The sequence below is a fragment of the Streptococcus mitis genome (assembly GCF_022137125.1).
GTDB lineage: Bacteria > Bacillota > Bacilli > Lactobacillales > Streptococcaceae > Streptococcus > Streptococcus mitis_CE.
Map to the genome: position 1 here is coordinate 346078 of NZ_JAKNEQ010000002.1, position 20349 is coordinate 366426.

General features: G+C 38.4%; 6 protein-coding genes. All 6 read left to right on the forward strand.

Annotated elements, in window-relative coordinates:
• Positions 1-471 carry an HIT family protein gene (locus L0P31_RS03650; protein WP_049502022.1) on the forward strand — a complete coding sequence of 157 codons (471 nt, stop codon included), beginning with the start codon at positions 1-3 and terminating at the stop codon, positions 469-471.
• Positions 472-473: 2 nt separating this feature from the next.
• Positions 474-1190 (forward strand): LD-carboxypeptidase LdcB/DacB, encoded by a 717-nt coding sequence (ldcB, locus tag L0P31_RS03655; protein ID WP_238095804.1) that lies wholly within the window; start codon positions 474-476, stop codon positions 1188-1190.
• Between the two features lie 224 nt (positions 1191-1414).
• Positions 1415-1840 carry a 50S ribosomal protein L11 gene (rplK, locus tag L0P31_RS03660; RefSeq protein ID WP_001085806.1) on the forward strand — a complete coding sequence of 142 codons (426 nt, stop codon included), beginning with the start codon at positions 1415-1417 and terminating at the stop codon, positions 1838-1840.
• 97 nt (positions 1841-1937) lie between these two features.
• On the forward strand, positions 1938-2627 hold the full coding sequence (rplA, locus tag L0P31_RS03665) for a 50S ribosomal protein L1 (protein WP_001085675.1): 690 nt from the start codon (positions 1938-1940) through the stop codon (positions 2625-2627).
• 543 nt (positions 2628-3170) lie between these two features.
• Positions 3171-11960, forward strand: coding sequence for a YSIRK-type signal peptide-containing protein (locus tag L0P31_RS03670; protein WP_238095806.1), 8790 nt, complete (start codon positions 3171-3173; stop codon positions 11958-11960).
• Positions 11961-12525: 565 nt separating this feature from the next.
• Positions 12526-20349 (forward strand): Ig-like domain-containing protein (locus tag L0P31_RS03675; protein WP_238095817.1); only part of this gene is annotated, 7824 nt, incomplete at its 3' end.

A 20349-nucleotide genomic window follows, 5' to 3' on the forward strand; every position in this document is an offset into this window, starting at 1 on the left:
ATGTGTTTGATTTGCCAGAGAATTGAGCTCATCAAGAAGGGAGAAAGTCCCTATTTTGTCAAAGAGTTGGAAACAGGCTATCTTGTGGTTGGAGACCACCAGTATTTTGCAGGCTATAGTCTCTTTCTAGCCAAGGAACATGTCACCGAATTGCACCATTTGAAAAAGGAGACAAGACTCCATTTTCTAGAAGAAATGAGTGTGGTCCAAGAGGCGGTTGCTAAGGCTTTTGCTGCTGAGAAAATGAATATCGAACTGCTAGGAAATGGCGATGCCCATCTTCATTGGCATCTGTTTCCTAGACGAAGAGGTGATTTGAATGGACACGGTCTTAAGGGACGTGGTCCAGTCTGGTGGGTTCCTTTTGAAGAAATGACAGCAGAAACCTGCCAAGCAAAACCGGATGAGATTAAAAGATTAGTCAAACGTTTATCGTTAGAAGTAGATAAATTATTAGAAATAAAGGAGTAGAAATGAAAAAAAGATACCTTATCTTGACAGCTTTGCTAGCCATGAGTCTAGCAGCTTGTTCACAAGAAAAAGCAAAAAATGAAGATGGCTCAGCTAAGACAGAGCAAACTGCTAAAGCTGATGGAACAGTCGGAAGTAAGGCTCAAGGAGCTGCCCAGAAAAAAGCAGAAGTGGTTAACAAAGGAGACTACTACAGCATCCAAGGGAAATACGATGAAATCATCGTAGCAAATAAACACTACCCATTGTCAAAAGACTACAATCCAGGGGAAAATCCAACAGCCAAGGCAGAGTTGATCAAACTCATCAAAGCGATGCAAGAGGCAGGTTTCCCGATTAGTGACCATTACAGTGGTTTTAGAAGTTATGAAACTCAGACCAAGCTCTATCAAGATTATGTCAACCAAGATGGGAAAGAAGCTGCCGATCGTTATTCTGCTCGTCCTGGCTATAGCGAACACCAGACAGGTTTGGCTTTTGATGTGATTGGGACAAATGGTGATTTGGTGACAGAAGAAAAAGCGGCCCAATGGCTCTTGGACCATGCGGCTGATTATGGCTTTGTTGTTCGTTATCTCAAAGGTAAGGAAAAGGAAACAGGCTATATGGCTGAAGAATGGCACCTTCGTTATGTCGGAAAAGAAGCTAAAGAAATTGCTGAGAGTGGTCTCAGTTTGGAAGAATACTATGGATTTGAAGGCGGAGATTACGTCGATTAATACTCTTCGAAAATCAAATTCAAACCACGTCAGCGTCGCCTTACCGTACTCAAGTACAGCCTGCGGCTAGCTTCCTAGTTTGCTCTTTGATTTTCATTGAGTATAAAAAACTTTTCTCTTGCAATTCTAGATAAATAGTGTATAATAGATGGGTATGTAAAAAGCATACTTGTGGGAGGTAAAAATTTTTAATTACCGCCAAAACCACAAAGGAGGATTTAAAAATGGCTAAAAAAGTCGAAAAACTTGTAAAATTGCAAATCCCTGCTGGTAAAGCTACACCAGCTCCACCGGTTGGACCTGCTCTTGGTCAAGCTGGTATCAACATCATGGGATTCACAAAAGAGTTCAACGCTCGTACAGCTGACCAAGCTGGTATGATCATTCCAGTTGTTATCTCAGTTTACGAAGATAAATCATTTACTTTCATCACTAAAACACCACCAGCTGCTGTTCTTTTGAAAAAAGCTGCAGGTGTTGAAAAAGGATCAGGTACACCTAACAAAACTAAAGTTGCTACAGTTACTCGTGCACAAGTACAAGAAATTGCAGAAACCAAGATGCCAGATTTGAACGCAGCAAACATTGAGTCTGCAATGCGTATGATCGAAGGTACTGCTCGTTCTATGGGATTCACTGTTGTTGACTAATCAATAACACCCCCAATATAACCCGCAAGACTTCATCATTTCGAGAAGTGACGTGGGAGATGAAAATCGATTGAACCACTTACAAGGAGAATAGAAAATGGCTAAAAAAAGCAAACAACTTCGTGCTGCTCTTGAGAAAATCGACAGCACAAAAGCATACAGCGTAGAAGAAGCTGTAGCACTTGCAAAAGAAACTAACTTTGCAAAATTTGACGCAACTGTAGAAGTTGCTTACAACTTGAACATCGACGTTAAAAAAGCTGACCAACAAATCCGTGGAGCAATGGTATTGCCAAACGGTACTGGTAAAACTTCACGCGTTCTTGTTTTCGCACGTGGTGCAAAAGCTGAAGAAGCAAAAGCTGCTGGTGCAGACTTTGTTGGTGAAGATGACCTTGTTGCTAAAATCAACGACGGTTGGTTGGACTTCGACGTAGTTATCGCTACACCTGACATGATGGCTCTTGTTGGACGTCTTGGACGTGTCCTTGGACCACGTAACTTGATGCCAAACCCTAAAACTGGTACTGTAACAATGGATGTTGCTAAAGCAGTTGAAGAGTCTAAAGGTGGTAAAATCACTTACCGTGCTGACCGTGCAGGTAACGTTCAAGCAATCATCGGTAAAGTATCATTTGAAGCTGAAAAATTGGTTGAAAACTTCAAAGCTTTCAACGAAACAATCCAAAAAGCAAAACCAGCTACAGCTAAAGGAACTTACGTAACAAACTTGACTATCACAACTACTCAAGGTGTTGGTATCAAAGTTGACGTAAACTCACTTTAATCAGTAGTTTATATCAGAGAACGAGTGCGAAAGTGCTCGTTTTTTTGTTTTATTTCACTATACTTCATTATTCAACTATCTTGGAAAACCTCAAAAGTTGGTAGAAAGTTTTGCAATCGTCTTTCTAAAGTTAAATGATAAAAGGAAAATATATAAAAATGAGATAAAGCAATCGTTTTACAAGGTTAGTTTTAAATAAATATACAAAAATACTGATAAAAACTAACGAAGATTTAAATATAAAAAGAGGGTAGAAAATATTCAGAAAATAGGAACAAAAGCGACAATTTTAAAAATTATGACCCTTATAAAATGCTGATAATTCAAGTAAAATGTTACCTAAATTTTACTTAGAAAATTGTTATTTTTTTGAAAAATTATAAATCAAATATCTTGTGTAATGAGATAAGATGTGATATTATTTATATACATGTTAATTGTGAATTAGATAAATTATCCTCTCAGTTAAGAAAAAATTGAGGAGGGATTTTTTTGGAAATTTTTAACTAATATGATGAAAATAAAAGGAGGTTGTTGGTCTCGATGAAAGGCAAGCAACAACAAGATTTTAGAGTAGAAAAGTACATCCGTTATGGGATTCGTAAGTATAGCTTTGGAGCAGCATCCGTAGCGATTGCGGCTGGTTTGATGTTCCTTGGAAATGGAGCAGTATCTGCCAATGAAACTAAGCAGGTAGATGAGACTGCCATTACAGTGAAACAGGCAACTGACTTAACTGATAAGGTTGAGGATAAGAAGGATCAAGCTCCAGTTCAAAAAGAAGCTGAAGTTAAGCAAGCAGCAGAAGAAACAACAGTAGAGCCTCCTAAAGCAACTGCTGAAAAAGCTGTAGAAAAAGCTGCTGAAAAGGTTGCTGCTAATAAAACGGCGCTCCATGAAGCGATTTCAAGCTTAGAAAACCGTATCGCTGCAGCTAAAAATGCAGATGCAAGTGCTATCTCTGCAGCAAAGGAAGTTTTAGCGACTGCAAAATCAGTTTTTGCCAACCCAACAGCTGAACAAGCAGAAGTAGATAGCCAAACAGAAGCTCTCAAGGCTTTAGTGACAGTTCTTGTAGAATCAAACGCTACTGAAACTGCCAAGAAAGAAGAAGCAGCTAATCAAAAACAAGAAACTCCAGCGGTAGATACTAAGGTTTTGAACCAAGTTGCATCTGAAGCAGAAGTTACCAGTCAATTAGCTTATTCAGAAATGGACAAAAAGGACCTTGCGTCTGAGGGTAAAGCTGCTATCGAAGCTGCAGTTGCTAAAAACCAAGCTGTCCTAGCAGAAACGAACAAACTCTTGGCAGATAAGAGCTTGACAAAAGAACAAGTGGATGCCCAATTGAACCGTTTGAACGAGTCTATTCAGGCAGTTTATGATGAATTGAAACGTAATGGTATTGGCCGTGATGGAAAATTCGCTGTAGCACTTTCAGCTAACGAAGGATACACAGCTGCTTCTACAGAACTAAGAAAAGAAAATGGTGAATTCCTTGGATCTACAGGTAAATCTTACAAAGTACTAGATGGTAACAACAACTATAAAGTTTATGTTCATGGTTATCAATCTGAGAACACTGATGTGCCTGCGGCTAATAGTGGACAAGCCGGGGTTAGTGGACGTACAGATATTCCGTTATCAAAAACAGAAGCTCAGAAACTTGGACGAGAAGCAGAATTATGGAAAGGTAAAATTCGTGCTACAGGAAAAACTAATGGGAATTCAATATGGGGTGCAGGAGGTGCCTATGAGTATCTAGCCACAGAAATCTATGGTTATACTTTTGAACAAGGAAATCATTATGTATATCTTACTGATGTGAAAAAACGTTTTAGTTTATCACCAGAAGCAACTGCGGCAGGATACACAATTAAAAACATCGCGTTAAGTAACTTACTTCCAGGATTAGCTTATAATGAAAATACAGATACTGTAGAAGGCTATGTAGCATCTACTCTTCAAAATGGTGTATATGACATGCGTTATGTTCTAACTGTAGAGAAAGATGGAGCTACTCAGCAAGTTACTTTCAGAGACTTAACAGCTGGATGGATAGGATGGCAAGATTCATCTGCACCACGTATTCAAGGGTCATCAAAATTAGTAACAATAGGCGATCAAGTCAATCATAATATTAAATATGTTGATAACGATGGAATGACTCGTGATGAAAGAGCTGATTATGTATACAGAAGTAATGGAGAAAAAGTTGTTGCCGGTTCAAAAACTGCTCCTGGAGGCACGAGTGGAGCAACCTTTACTGCAGTTGATGGATCTAAAGTAAATACCGAGAACGGACCACAAACTGTCACAGCCCACACAGCCTTAAATGGTAATTATACGGGAAGTAAAACTCCGATAAATGATGTTGTACCAGGATTAAATTATGATCCAAAAACTGGAGATATTACTGGAACAGCAACAGAAGCTGGAATTTTCACAGCAGCTGTTTATGCCAAAGACTATAATAATACAACCAATGCAAGAAATATGGATTGGAACATGTATGGTCAAGAAGCTCATGAAAATATTACAATCGCAGTAGCACCTAAAATTACTGTTAAGAATGTAGAAGCATATGCAACAACTGTACCTGTGACAATTTCAAATGGAGCTAACAAAGCTGAAATTACAATGCCAGATGGAACAGTTACAAAACTTGTAGTTAAAGATGGTAACTGGACAGTTGCAGCAGGTACTACAAATACTGCGTTACAAGAAGGTGCAGTGTTGGGAGCAGCTTCAACAACAGGAGATTCGACTGTTAATTTAACTGTAACTCCAGAATCTACAAAATACGTTGGTGTTGATAGTATTGCAGCAAAAGCAACAACTGATAGAGTTAAAGCAAATATTCAACGTGAATTTGCGATGGTAACTGACGCAGCAGGGAATACGTATAAAGCGGAATTTAACCATGCAACAGGTAAATATTCTTTACCGACTGAAAAAGCTTATGAACTAAAAGACAATGGTAATGGCACATCAACGCTTATTGAACGTCGTGTTTATACAGATGCTCAAGCAAATGGTGATGTTAAGTTCGTTGTTTATGAGTTTGAACGTACATGGAATACAACATCTTCAGCGTCAACTTTAGTGGACAAGATTGCTGAAATCCGTAAAAATGGTGAGGTAACAGCAGTAGGTAATGTTACACGTACAGAAACTCTAGTTAAAAAAGATAATACATCTTCAGAACAAGGGATGGTAGTTACAGTAAGTTACGACTCAGTAACAAACCAATGGACATCTTCTGACGGCACAGCGGTAACAGCTAAAGAATCAAATGCTGGTTGGGAAGTTGAAACAGCATCAGGATTTAAAGGATATATTTCATACCGTGAAGCATCTTCTACAGATGTAGCATCAATTCAAAACGCTAAACCAGCAGGGACTTCAACAAGTTATTCAGAAGCAAAAGGTGCATCAGTAGACTTAATTAAGTCACCTAAAGCAAACGTAGCATTTGCGGATACAATCGATGATAAAACATCAGCAACAGATTCTGATACTATTAAAACAAAAGTAACAGTAACTGCACCAGACGGAAGCCAAAAAGTATTCGATGCGGCAAAAGCAGAAGAAGCAGCATATATTGCAGCTCAACGTACTGCAGCAGCTAAAACTCAAGCGGCAGCAACGGCTCTAAAAGAACAACAAGATACACAAAATGAATTAGCTCATGCTCAAGAACTATTGGATCGTGCTTCAAGAATAGCAGATGATGCTCAAAAAGCATTAGATAACTTAAAACTACGTACTATTTCTCCAACGGCTCAAGAATTAGCAGAGAGAAGACTTGCGCATGCTAAAGAGTTTAAAGCATCTGTAGAAGCACAATTAGAAACAGCTAAAGCAAATCTTGCAACAAAAAATACTGAAGTAGAAACGGCGCGTACTGCAGCTTTAGAAGCTGAAAAAGCGGTAGAAACAGCTCGTACAGCACTTAAAACAGCTGCAGCAGCAAACTTAGCAAATCCAGAAATCGCAGCTTACACATTAGGTCAATATGGTAGTTATAAAGTAACGGTTCATTCTGTTGACTCAAACGGTGTTGTAACAACTCCAACAGTAGGCGGAAGTGATTCAGGTGAAGTGACGGATGATGCAGTAGCAGAAACAACTTACTATATCGTAGTTCCTAAACCAGAAATTTCAGGTGGTGCCCAAGATACGCCTCAAAGCGACACCATGGAAAAAGGATTCAAGACTGGTCTTCCTGAAAACTCTACAGTATCTGATTACAAACTAGTAGATCCAGCAACAGGAGAGAAAAAAGACTCTGTAACTACAGATGAAGGAACTTATACCGTAGATCCAACAACAGGAAAAGTAACGTTCACACCAGCTCAAGGATATATCGGAACTGCTAAACCAATTTCGGTCGCAGCAAATGTAACGATTCCAGGAGATGATGGTAAACCAGTAACAGTAGAAGCATCAACTACTTACACACCAACAGTTTATGGTGTTAAAGGTAACGATGACACTACTAAAGATATTCAAGGAGCAGTCCAAACTTCTAAACCAGGAAGTGAACGTTTCTCTAAACTAAACACTCCAGAAAATACGCCAGATGGTACAAATGTTGATCTAACTACAGCTAAGTACTCACTAGAAGGTGCTGATAATGAAGGAAAAGTTGTTGTTCCAAACGAAGGAACTTATACAATTGATCCATCGACAGGTGTTGTAACATTTACTCCGCTTCCAACGTTCACAGGAACAGCTCAAGGAGTTGATGTAAAAGTAACAGCAAATGCAACGGATAAAGAAGGAAATACGATTGAAGTATCCGCTAAAGGAAAATATACTCCAGTCGTTGAACCAGCAACTCCAACTGCAGAAGCAGCAACATCAACAGATGTACAAGGTGCAACTCAAGAGCAACCTGTAACATTCAACGATTCGAAAACAACGATTGATGGTGTTGAGAAAAAAGTACCAATTGATCCAACAACATACACATTATTAGACGAAAATGGGAACCCAGCTTCTGAAGTACCAGCTAAAGACGCTACAGGAAAAGTAGTTGGTACTTACACTGTTAAGAATGTAGATGGAAAAGCAGTTGCAGTCTTCACACCAACAAATAAAACATATGTTGGTAAAGTAGAACCAGTAACGGTACAAGCAAAAGATAAAAACGGAACTCCTGTAACTACAACTTATACACCGAATATCACACCGGTAACACCAACAGGAACTCCTGCAAGTACAGAAGGAATTCAAGGTTCACCTCAAGAAGGAACTCCAACATTTACGCAAGGTCACCCAGTTGCTCCAATTAAGATTGATGTAACTCAACCGGCTAAATTAGTAGATCCAACAACAGGTAAACCAACAGATGAACCAACAATTCCAGCTAAAGATGCAGCAGGAAAACAAGTTGGTACATACACAATTGATCCAACAACAGGAAAAGTAACCTTCACACCGAATAAAGACTTCGTAGGTACACCAGTACCAGCAACAGTAGAAGTAAAAGACGCGAATGGAACACCAGCAACAGCGACTTATACACCAACTGTTAAACCAGTGACTCCAATCGGTAAAGTGGCATTCACAGAAGATATTCAAGGTGCAACTCAAAGCGGTAAACCAGCCTTTGAAGGTGGTAAAACAACTGTTAATGGTAAAGAAGAAACTGTACCAATGGACGACACTGTACCTGCAACATTTGAAGACGGTTCAACTACAAAAGTAGTACCAAACGAAGGTACTTACACAGTAGCTCCAGATGGCACAGTAACATTCGTACCAGAGAAAACATTCTCAGGTAAAGGTACGACTTTAACAGTAATCCGTAAAGACAAAAACGGAACACCTGCACGTGGAGAATACACAGCAGTCGTTCATCCAGTAACACCAACAGGATGGGATGTCATCTCTGCAGATATCCAAGGTCAAGAACAACATGGTAAACCTAAGTTCAAAGGTGGAACAGTAGAAATCGGTGGAGAAGAGAAAACTGTAGAAATCGATAAAAATGTAGCACCAGTCGTACTTGACCCAGCTACCAAACAACCAGTAGCAGTTGGAACTCCAATTAAAGTTGAAGGAGAAGGGGAATATACTCTTCAACCAGACGGAACAGTGAAATTCGTTCCTGAGAAAACATTCGTTGGTGAAGCTAAAGGGGTAATCGTTCAACGTGTTGATAAACTTGGACAACCAGCTATTGGTAAATATCGTCCAATCGTTATCGGAGCTAAACCGAAAGCACAACCAGCTACATCACAAGATGTTCAAGGTCAAGTTCAAAAACAACCTGTTACATTCATCGATAGTGTAGTAGATAAAACGACTGTACCTGATATCGATCTCCCAGATGTAAAAGTAGCAGTTCAAAAAACTGTACCGATTGATCCAGCAACATACACATTATTAGATGAAAATGGACAACCAGCTACGAAAGTAGATGCGAAAGATCCTAAAGGAAATGTAATCGGGGAATACACTCTTGAAGTAGTAGACGGTAAAGCTGTCGGAGTATTAACACCGAATGCAACCTACTACGGTGAAGTACAACCAGTAAAAGTTCGTGCTGCAGATACAAATGGTATTACAGTAGAAACTACTTACACACCATACATCACACCGGTAACACCAACAGCGACTCCAGCAACTTCAGAAGGAATCCAAGGTAAGTCACAAGAAGGTACACCAACATTCAAAGAAGGTGACAAAAAAGTACCTATTAACTTAGAGAAAGCACCAAAACTAGTAGATCCAACAACAGGTAAACCAACAGAAGAAAAATCTGTAAAAGTACCGAACGAAGGAACTTACGAAATTGATGAAAATGGTAAAGTAACCTTCACACCAGAACCAACCTTCACTGGTGAAGCTAAAGGAATTGAAGTTCAACGTGAAGATAAAAACGGTACACCAGTAAATGGTAAATACACGCCATTCGTTAAACCAGTAACACCAAAAGGTGACGATAAAGGTACTGAAGATATCCAAGGAGCAACGCAAAAAGCAACTCCAACATTCACAGGTGGTAAAACTACTGTTAACGGTAAAGAAGAAACAGTAGAAATTGATAACGATAAACCAGCTAAATTGGTAGATCCAACAACAGGTAAACCAACAGATGAAACAACTGTAAAAGTACCGAACGAAGGAACCTACACAATTGATCCGAAAACTGGAGAAGTAACATTTACACCAGAACCAAACTTCACAGGTAAAACTTCTGGAATTAAAGTTCAACGTGTGGATAAAAACGGAACACCAGCAACAGCAACTTACACTCCAACTGTTGTGCCAGTAACACCAACAGGTGAAGAAAAAACTACTGTAGGTATCCAAGGAGCAACGCAAAAAGCAACTCCAAACTTCACACCAGGTAAAACAACTGTTAATGGAATAGAAAAAACAGTAGAAATCGATACTGAAAAACCAGCGAAATTCGTAGATCCAGAAACAGGAAAACCAACGGATAAAACTACTATTAAAGTACCGAACGAAGGAACATACACAATCGATCCGAAATCTGGAGAAGTAACCTTCACACCAGAACCAAACTTCACAGGACGTGGAACAGGTGTATCTATCCAACGTGTTGATAAAAACGGAACACCAGCTGAATCAACATATACACCAACAGTTGTAGGGGTAACACCGACAGGTAAAGAAGCTAAGTCTAAAGACCTCCAAGGTGAAACTCAAACAGGAAAACCAACATTCACAGGTGGAAAAACAACTGTAAATGGTAAAGAAGAAACAGTAGACATCGATGACACTAAACCAGCAACATTCGAAGATGGATCAACTACAAAAGTAGTACCAAATGAAGGGACTTACACAGTAGCACCAGATGGAACTGTAACATTCGTACCAGAACCAAAATTCACAGGTGTAGCAACAGGTGTAACTGTAAAACGTGTTGATAAAAATGGAACACCAGTAACAGCGAAATATACACCAACTGTTATTCCAGTATCACCATCTGGAGAAGATGTAACATCAGTTGGACCTAAGAACACACCTCAAGAAGGAACACCAATCTTCAAAGGTGGATCAGAAACTGTTAACGGTAAGAAGAAAACAGTAGAAATCGATAAAGATGTACCAGCGACATTCGAAGACGGTTCAACTACAAAAGTAGTACCAAACGAAGGAACTTACACAGTAGCACCAGACGGAAAAGTAACCTTCACTCCAGAGAAAGACTTTGTAGGTGTAACAAAAGGTGTAACTGTTAAACGTGTGGATAAAAATGGCACACCAGTAACAGCCACATACACACCAACAGTTCTCGGAGCAACATCAACTAAAGATGTAGAATCTGAAGGACCAAAAGGTAAACAACAATCAAATACTCCAATATTTGAAGGAGACATTGATAAAGAGGTACCACCAACATTTGAAGATGGTTCAACTACAAAAGTAGTACCAGGTCAAGGAACTTACACTATCGATCCGAACGGAAAAGTAACCTTCACTCCAGAACCGGAATTCGTAGGTACAGCAAACAGCGTAACAGTTGTAAGAAAAGATAAAAATGGTAAAACAATTTTTGCATCTTACACACCAACAGTACGTCCAGAAACTATCTTCAGAGATAAAGAAGGCAAAGAAATTCCAGGATATCCAAGTGAAGACGGAACAACTCCTAACAAAGAAATTCCAGGATATAGATTTGTAGAAACTATTACAGATAATGATGGTAATACAAAACACGTCTACGAAAAAGTTAAGACTTCATTCAAGGATAAAGAAGGAAATGAGATTCCAGGAAATCCAAGTGAAGATGGCGAACAACCTAAGAAAGATATTCCAGGTTACAAATTCGTAGAGACTAAGAAGCTTGATAATGGCGATATTGAACACGTTTATGAAAAAGTAACGCCACCAGCTCCAATACCATCACCTGTTCCTCAACCAAATCCAGGTAAACAAAATACAACTACTTGGACAGATGAAAAAGGAAATCCATTGAAACCAACGGAACCAGGTTCTAAAGAACCAGGAACAATTCCAGGTTACGAATATGTGAAGACTGTGACAGATCCAAATGGAAATATCAGACATATCTTCAAGAAAGTTGAGATGCCAACTCCAAGACCAGTTGACCCAAGTCAACCAGTTCAGCCGGTTTCTCCACAAGAGCCAACAAGCCCTGAGAAACCAGTAACTCCAGACATGCCAGTAGTACCTGAGCAGCCAAAACAACCAGCAACACCTAAATATGTTGAAGGTCAAAAAGAGTTGCCAAATACTGGTACAGAAGACAATGCTAGCCTTGCAGCACTTGGACTTCTCGGAGTCTTGAGTGGATTTGGACTTGTAGCTCGTAAGAAGAAAGAAGACTAATCAGTTCTTTATATCTTATAAATAAGGAAAATGAATGAAATGTAGATAGCTTTATAATGAATGGCTATTTACTTCATTCATTTTTTTATATATTAAATTTTACATTCCACTATTATACAAATAGTGAGATGAATATTGCTGCTTTATTCTCCATATAAATCTTTTATATTAAAAATATTTATATAACGTATTTTAATCTTTACTGTAAGATGAAATTATATGATAATACATAAAGTATAGAAAAAAGCTTTCTTTTTATAAAATAATAAAATTGATGCATTATGTATATAAAATGATAAAAATATCAATAAAAAAGTTTGTTTTTATAAAAATAAAATCACTATATAGCAAATGATTTAAACAATTATTTATTTATTATTATATTTATTGCTAAATGAATAAAAAAATGGTAGAATGACTGTGAATATTGATGGTGTTTGCTGGTACTATCTAAAAGATAGTCCTCTTAGTATTTTAGAAAATATAAAGGGGCATTTTTTACGTGTTATCTTATCCATTGATTTCGTCAATAAACATACTATTTTATGGAGGATATTTGTCAAAAATGAAGGACAAGCAGAAAGATTTTCGAACGGAAAAGTACATTCGTTACGGTATTCGTAAGTATAGTTTCGGTGCAGCATCAGTAGCGATTGCGGCTGGTTTGATGTTCTTAGGTAATGGAGCGGTTTCAGCGACGGAGGTACAAGGTACCGAAACTGCAGTAGCAGCAACTTCAGCTGAAAAAGATAATCAGAATACTGAAGAAATAAAACCAGAAACTGAAAAAGTTACAGAAGCAAAACCTGAAGTAAAAGCAGTAGAAACTAAGAAAGTAAACAAGGCTATCCTTGAAGCAAGTATAGCTACCTTAGAGTCTAAACTTTCAACTGCTAAATTTGCAGATGCTACAGTAATAAGTTCAGCTAAGGAAGTATTGGCAACAGCTAAAGCAGCTCTTGCAAAGGCTGAAACTAACCAAGCAGATGTAGATGCACAAGCAGAAACTGTATCAGCATTGAGCACAGTTGTTACTGAGTCAAATACTGCTGGTTTCGATAACAAACAAGCAGCTGAAAAAGAAGCTACGAAAGCTGAAGCTGAAAAGAAAGCTACTCCAGCTGAGAAAGCTCTTTCAGTAGCAACAACAACTCTTACACAAGTATCATCAGAAGCTGAAGTAACAAACAAATTAGCTGAGACTGAACTTGCTAAGGCTGATGTCAAAGAAGAAAACAAGGCAGCAGTTAAAGCAGCAGTAGCTAAGAACCAAGTAGTACTTGCTGAAACTAAGGCTCTTTTGGTTGATAAGAGTGTCACAAAAGAGCAAGTAGATGCTCAATTGGAACGCCTCAACGAATCCATCCTTGCAGTTTACAATGAATTGAAAAACGCAGGAATCGGTCGTGATGGTAAGTTTGCAGTAGCTCTTTCAGCTAATGAAGGGTATACAGCTGCTTCTACAGAACTAAGAAAAGAAAATGGTGAATTCGCTACAGCAACAGGTAAATCTTACAAAGTTTTAGATGGTAACAACAATTACAAAATTTATGTTCATGGTTATCAATCAGAGAATACAGAAGTGCCTGCAGCTAATAGTGGACAAGCAGGGATAAGTGGTCGTACTGATATTCCTTTATCAAAAACAGAAGCTCAGAAACTTGGTCGTGAAGCTGCTCTATGGAAAGGGAAACTTCGTGCTACAGGAAAAACTAATAGGAATACAATATGGGGTGCAGGAGGTGCTTATGAGTATCTAGCTACAGAAATCTATGGTTATACTTATGAGCAAGGAAACCACTATGTATATATCACTGATGCTAAAAAACGTTTCACATTATCACCAGAAGCAGAAGCTGCGGGATATAAAATTAAAGATATCCAACTAAGTAACTTAGTTCCTGGTACAGGATATAATGAAAAAACAGATACTGTAGAAGGATACGTAGCATCTACTCTTCAAAACGGTGTATATGACATGCGCTATATTGTAACTGTAGAGAAAGATGGAGCTACTCAACAAGTTACTTTCAGAGACTTAACAGCTGGATGGATTGGATGGCAAGACTCAACAGCTCCATTAATTAATGGTAAATCTACAATGGTCACAATTGGAGATGAAGTGAACCATAATATTAAATATGTTGATAACGATGGAATGAGTCGTGATGAAAGAACTGGTTATGTATACAGAAGTAATGGAGAAAAAGTTGTTGCCGGTTCAAAAACGGCTCCTGGAGGCACGAATGGAGCAACCTTTACTGCAGTTGATGGATCTAAAGTAAATACCCAGAACGGACCACAAACTGTCACAGCCCACACAGCCTTAAATGGTAATTATACGGGAAGTAAAACTTCGATAAATGATGTTGTACCAGGATTAAATTATAATCCAAAAACTGGAGATATTACAGGAACAGCGTCAAAAGCTGGAATTTATACAGCAAATGTTTACGCCAAAGACTATAATAATACAACCAATGCGAAAAATCAGGATTGGAATATGTATGGTCAAGAAGCTCATGAAAATATTACGATTGCAGTAGCACCAAAAATTACTGTATCTAATGTTGAAGCGTATGCGACAAAAGTTCCAGTATCTGTTTCTAACGGTGCTAATAAAGCAGAAATTACAATGCCAGATGGAACAGTCACAAAATTAGTTGTAAAAGATGGTAAATGGACTGTAGCTGCAGGAACTACTAATACTGCAGTAAAAGAAGGAGATCAATTAGGAGATGCTTCAGAAACAGAAGCGTCTAAAATTAATATTCCTGTTACTTCAGACTCTACACAATATGTTGGAGTAGATAGTATTGTAGCTAAAGCAACTACTGATAAAGTTCATGCGGACTTACAACGTGAAGTTGTGAAAGTGAAAGACGCAAATAATAAAGAATATACAGCTACATTTAATAGTGCAACTGGTAAATATTCTCTTGCAAATGAAGATGCCTATGTCCTAAAAGACAATGGAGATGGAACTACAACATTAACAGAACGTCGAGTTTATACAGATGCAAAAGCAGATGGAAGTGTTGACTATATTGTATACGAATTTACTCGTACATGGAATGCAACATCTTCAGCAGCTACTTTAACAGAAAAAGTTGCAGAAATTCGTAAAAAAGGTGAAGTAACAGCAGTAGGAGATGTAACTCGTACAGTTACTGCTTTACCAAAAGCTCAAACAGCTGATACAAAAGGAGTTACTGTAACTGTAACTTATGATTCAGCAACAAATAAATGGACTGCTTCTGACGGTTCTACAGTTACTGCTGAAAAATCAAATGCTGGATGGAAGATTTCTACAGATTCAGGATTTAAAGGATATGTAGCTTTCCGTGAAGCAACAGGAACAGACGTAGCTTCTATTCAAAATGATAAACCAACTGGAACATCAACAAGTTATGCAGATACACAAGGAAATTCTGTTGACTTATTGAAATCACCAAAAGCAAATGTAGCATTTGAAGATAAAATCGATGATGAATCAGATGATGCTCAATCTGAGACAATTAAAACTAAATTAACGGTAACTTCACCAAGTGGAGCGAAAAAAGAATTCAACTTAGCAGAAGCTGAAGAAAAAGCATATATTCAAGCACAACGTGCTGCAGCAGAAAAAACAAAAGCAGCAGCAGAAGCTGTAGCAAATGCTCAAGGTACAGCAAATGAATTAGCTAAACTTCAAGAATTAGTAGACCGTCAAGATAGAATTGTAGAGGATGCACAAAAAGCAGTAGATGATTTACATCTACGTACAATTTCACCAACAGCAGAAGACTTAGCTGAGAAAAAATTAAAAGCAGCAAAAGAACAACAAGCATCACTAAAAGCTGAGTTAGATAAAGCAAAAGCAGCATTACCTGGTGTAGAAGCAAAAGTAAAATCAGCTCGTGATGAAGCTCTTGCAGCTGAAAAAGCTGTAGAAACAGCTCGTGAAGCATTGAAAACAGCAGCTGATAAAAACTTAGCAAACCCAGAAATCGCAGCATATACTCTAGGTGAGTATGGAAGTTACAAAGTAACAGTAAGAGCTGTTGACTCAAACGGTGTTGTAACAACTCCAACAGTAGGAAAAACAGATTCAGGAGAAGTTACAGAAGACGCAGTTGCAGAAACAACTTACTACATCGTAGTTTCTAAACCTGAAAAATCTTCTGGTGCAGAAGGACAAGAACAAACTGATTCAATGGAAAAAGGATTCAAGACTGGATTACCAAGTGATGCAGAAGTATCTGATTACAAACTAGTTGATCCAGAATCAGGTAAAAAAGTAAGTTCTGTAACTACTGATGAAGGTACTTATGAAATTGATGAAAACACAGGTAAAGTAAACTTCACACCAGCTCCAGGATTTATTGGTACGGCTAAACCTTTAACAGTTTCAGCTAATGTAGCGTTAACAGGAGATGATGGTCAACCAGTAGTAGTAGAATCTTCAACTACTTATACACCAACAGTATATGGTGTTAAACCATCAAATGATGAAACTAAAGGAAAACAAGGACAAACTCAAGAATCTAAATCAGGAAAAGATCGTTTCTCTGAATTAAATACAGGAACTAACACTCCAGATGGCACAAATGTAGACTGGTCTACAGCTAAGTACTCACTAGAAGGTGCTGATGAAGAAGGTAAAGTTGTAGTACCAGGAGAAGGAACATACACAATTGATGAGACTGGTAAAGTAACATTCACTCCAGAACCAAGCTTCAAAGGTAAAGCAAAAGGAGTAGATGTTAAAATAGCTGTAACAGCGACAGACTCAGAAGGAAATAAAGTTGAAGTTACATCTAGTGGGGATTATACTCCAGAAGTGGAAGCGATAGAACCAACTGCAGAACCAAAAGAGACAAGTGGAAAACAAGGCAAACCACAAACTCAAGATGCGACTACAATGTTCAAAGAAGGTGACGAAACAGCACCAATCGATAAATCTACAGTGAAACTTTTAGACCCAACAGGAGCAGAAGTCACAACAATGCCAGCTCTTAAAGATGGAAAAGAAGTAGGTACATATACTTTAGATCCAGAAACTGGAGTGATTACATTCCAACCAAATAAAGATTTCACTGGAACACCAGATCCAGCGAAAGTAACTGCGGCAGACAAAAACGGAACAAAAGTAGAAACAACTTATACTCCAACTGTGACTCCAGTAGTACCAGAAGGACAAGATAAAACTACGACAAACCTTCAAGGAAAACCTCAACAAAGTAAAGTAGTCTTTACACCAGGGGACGATGAATTCCCAATCGACGATAAAGTATCAGCGACGTTCGAAGATGGAACAACTACAAAGGTAGTACCAGGAGAAGGAACGTACACTGTAGATCCAGATGGAACAGTTCATTTCCAACCAGAAAAAGACTTCACAGGTGTAGCTAAAGGTGTAACTGTAAAACGTGTTGATACAAACGGAACACCAGCTACTGCGAAATACACACCGATTGTTAAACCAGTAGTACCACAAGGATTCGATAATGTGACTACAGGAGTACAAGGTCAAGAACAAAATGGTAAACCTTACTTCAAACCAGGTAATGAAGCAGTACCAATCGATTACGATAAACCAGCAACATTACTAGATCCAGAAACGAAGCAACCTGTTCCTTCAAATGAACTTCCAGCGAAAGATCCAGAAGGAAATGTAATCGGTAAGTATACTTTAGATCCGACTACAGGAGTAGTGAAATTCACACCAATAGATAAAAGTTATGTAGGGCCAGTACAACCAGTAACAGTTCAACGTGTTGATAAAAACAATACACCGGCAACAGCTGATTATACTCCAGTAATCGTAGGGGTTAAACCAACGGCTAAGCCAGCTGAATCAACGGATGTACAAGGTGCAACTCAAAAACAACCGATCACATTCAAAGGTGGAACTGCAGATTTAGAAGATCCAGTTGGAAATCCAATTAAATCAGATCCAGTACCGATTAATCCAGGTTCAGTTACATTAGTAGGTGAAGATGGACAACCAACTGATGAAGTAGAAGTGAAAGATCCAAAAGATCCAACTAAAGTCATCGGTAAATATACTCTTGTAAAAGAAGAAGGTAAAGATCCAGTAGCTGTTTATACACCAACAGATAAAACATATGTAGGTTCAGTTCCACCAGTAACAATTGAAGCAAAAGATACTAACGGAACTCCAGTAAAAACTACGTATACACCGAACATCAAACCTGTTAAACCAACAGCAACACCAGCTAAAACAACAGATATTCAAGGTAAAGCACAAACAGGATTACCAGAATTCAAAGGTGGAAAAGTAACGGTTAATGGTGAAAAGAAAGTTGTTCCAATTGATGAAACAAAAGCTCCAAAACTAATCGATCCAACAACAGGAGAATCAACTGATAAAGTTGTAGTAGAAGGAGAAGGAACATACACAATCGAAGATGGAAAAGTTAAATTCCAACCAGAACCACAATTCACAGGAACAGCTACAGGTGTAGAAGTTCAACGTGAAGATACAAACGGAACACCTGTAAAAGCTAAATACACGCCAACTGTAACTCCAGTTAAACCAACAGGAGAAGACGTAACATCAGAAGATGTACAAGGTGCAACTCAAACTGGAACACCAGTATTCAAAGGTGGAGACAAAGAAGTTCCGATTGATGAAACAGTACCTGCGAAATTAATCGATCGAGAAACAGGGAAACCAACTGATAAAGTAGTAGTAGAAGGACAAGGAACATACACAATCGATCCTGATGGTGTAGTAACATTCACTCCAGAAAAAGACTTCACAGGTCAAGCAACAGGTGTAACTGTTCAACGTCAAGATAAGAACGGAACAACTGTTCAAGCGAACTATACACCTAAAGTTAAAGGTGTAACTCCAACAGCAACACCAGCTAAATCTAAAGATATTCAAGGTAAACCACAAACAGGATTACCAGAATTCAAAGGTGGAACAGTAACGGTTAATGGTGTACCAAAAACTGTTGAGATTGATGAAGCAAAAGCACCTAAACTTCTTGATCCAGAAACAGGAGAACCAACTGATGAACCAGTAGTAATTCCTGGAGAGGGAACGTACACAATCGAAGATGGTAAAGTGAAATTCCAACCAGAACCACAATTTACTGGAAAAGGAGAAGGTGTAGAAGTTCAACGTGTTGATAAGAATGGAACACCAGTAACAGCTAAGTATACTCCAAAAGTAGTGCCAGTAACGCCAACTGGAGAAGATAAGACATCAGTAGGACCAAAAGGCCAACCACAAACAGGAACTCCAGAGTTTGAAGGTGGTTCAGTTAAAATCAATGGTAAAGAAGAAACTGTTGAAATTGATAAGGCTGTTCCAGCTAAACTAGTTGATCCTAAGACAGGTGATCCAGTTGATTCAGTAACAGTTGAAGGAGAAGGAACATACACAATCGATAAAGATGGTAAAGTAACATTCACACCAGAACCAGAATTCCTTGGAACAGCTACAGGAGTAACTGTACAACGTGTAGATAAGAACGGAACAGAAGTAACGGCTAAATACACTCCAACAGTAACGCCAGTAACAGCAACTGTAGACAAAACATCAGAAGGTGCTAAGAATACTCCACAATCTAACACTCCAGAATTTACAGGAGACGTTGATTTAGATGTACCACCAACATTTGATGATGGAACAACTACAAGAACTGTAGAAGGAGAAGGAACGTATACTATCGATAAAGATGGTAAAGTAACATTCACTCCAGAAGAAGATTACGTAGGAACTGGAGAAGGTGTAACTGTTGTAAGGAAAGATAAAGCAGGAAAAACAATTGCTGCTAAATACACTCCAACAGTTCGTCCAGGTACAGACTATGTAGATGAAAATGGTAAAGAAATTCCAGGATTCCCAAGTAAAGATGGAGAACAGCCTAAGGTAGATATTCCAGGATACAGATATAAAGAAACAATCACTGATGAGCATGGAAATACTCGTCATATCTATGAACAAGTGAAAACATTCTTCAAGGATAAAGATGGAAATGAAATTCCAAAAGTTCCAACTGAAAAAGGTAAAAAACCGAAGAAAGACTCAATTCCAGGCTACCGCTTCGTAGAAACTAAGGAACTTCCAAACGGGGACACAGAGCATGTCTACGAACAAGTGAAAACATTCTTCAAGGATAAAGATGGAAATGAAATTCCAAATACTCCAACAGAAGAAGGGGAACAACCTAAGAAAGATATCCCAGGCTACCGCTTTGTAGAAACTAAACCACTTCCAAATGGAGATACAGAGCATGTCTACGAAAAAGTGAAAACATTCTTCAAGGATAAAGACGGAAGTGAAATTCCAAATACTCCAACAGAAGAAGGTAAAACACCTAAGAAAGATATCCCAGGCTACCGCTTTGTAGAAACTAAACCACTTCCAAAT

What these genes read in the sequence shown, in the direction of transcription:
- rplA (WP_001085675.1), top strand. Translation starts at nt 1,938, where the DNA reads ATGGCTAAAAAAAGCAAACAACTTCGTGCTGCTCTTGAGAAAATCGAC.
- ldcB (WP_238095804.1), top strand. Translation starts at nt 474, where the DNA reads ATGAAAAAAAGATACCTTATCTTGACAGCTTTGCTAGCCATGAGTCTA.
- L0P31_RS03650 (WP_049502022.1), top strand. Translation starts at nt 1, where the DNA reads ATGTGTTTGATTTGCCAGAGAATTGAGCTCATCAAGAAGGGAGAAAGT.
- rplK (WP_001085806.1), top strand. Translation starts at nt 1,415, where the DNA reads ATGGCTAAAAAAGTCGAAAAACTTGTAAAATTGCAAATCCCTGCTGGT.
- L0P31_RS03670 (WP_238095806.1), top strand. Translation starts at nt 3,171, where the DNA reads ATGAAAGGCAAGCAACAACAAGATTTTAGAGTAGAAAAGTACATCCGT.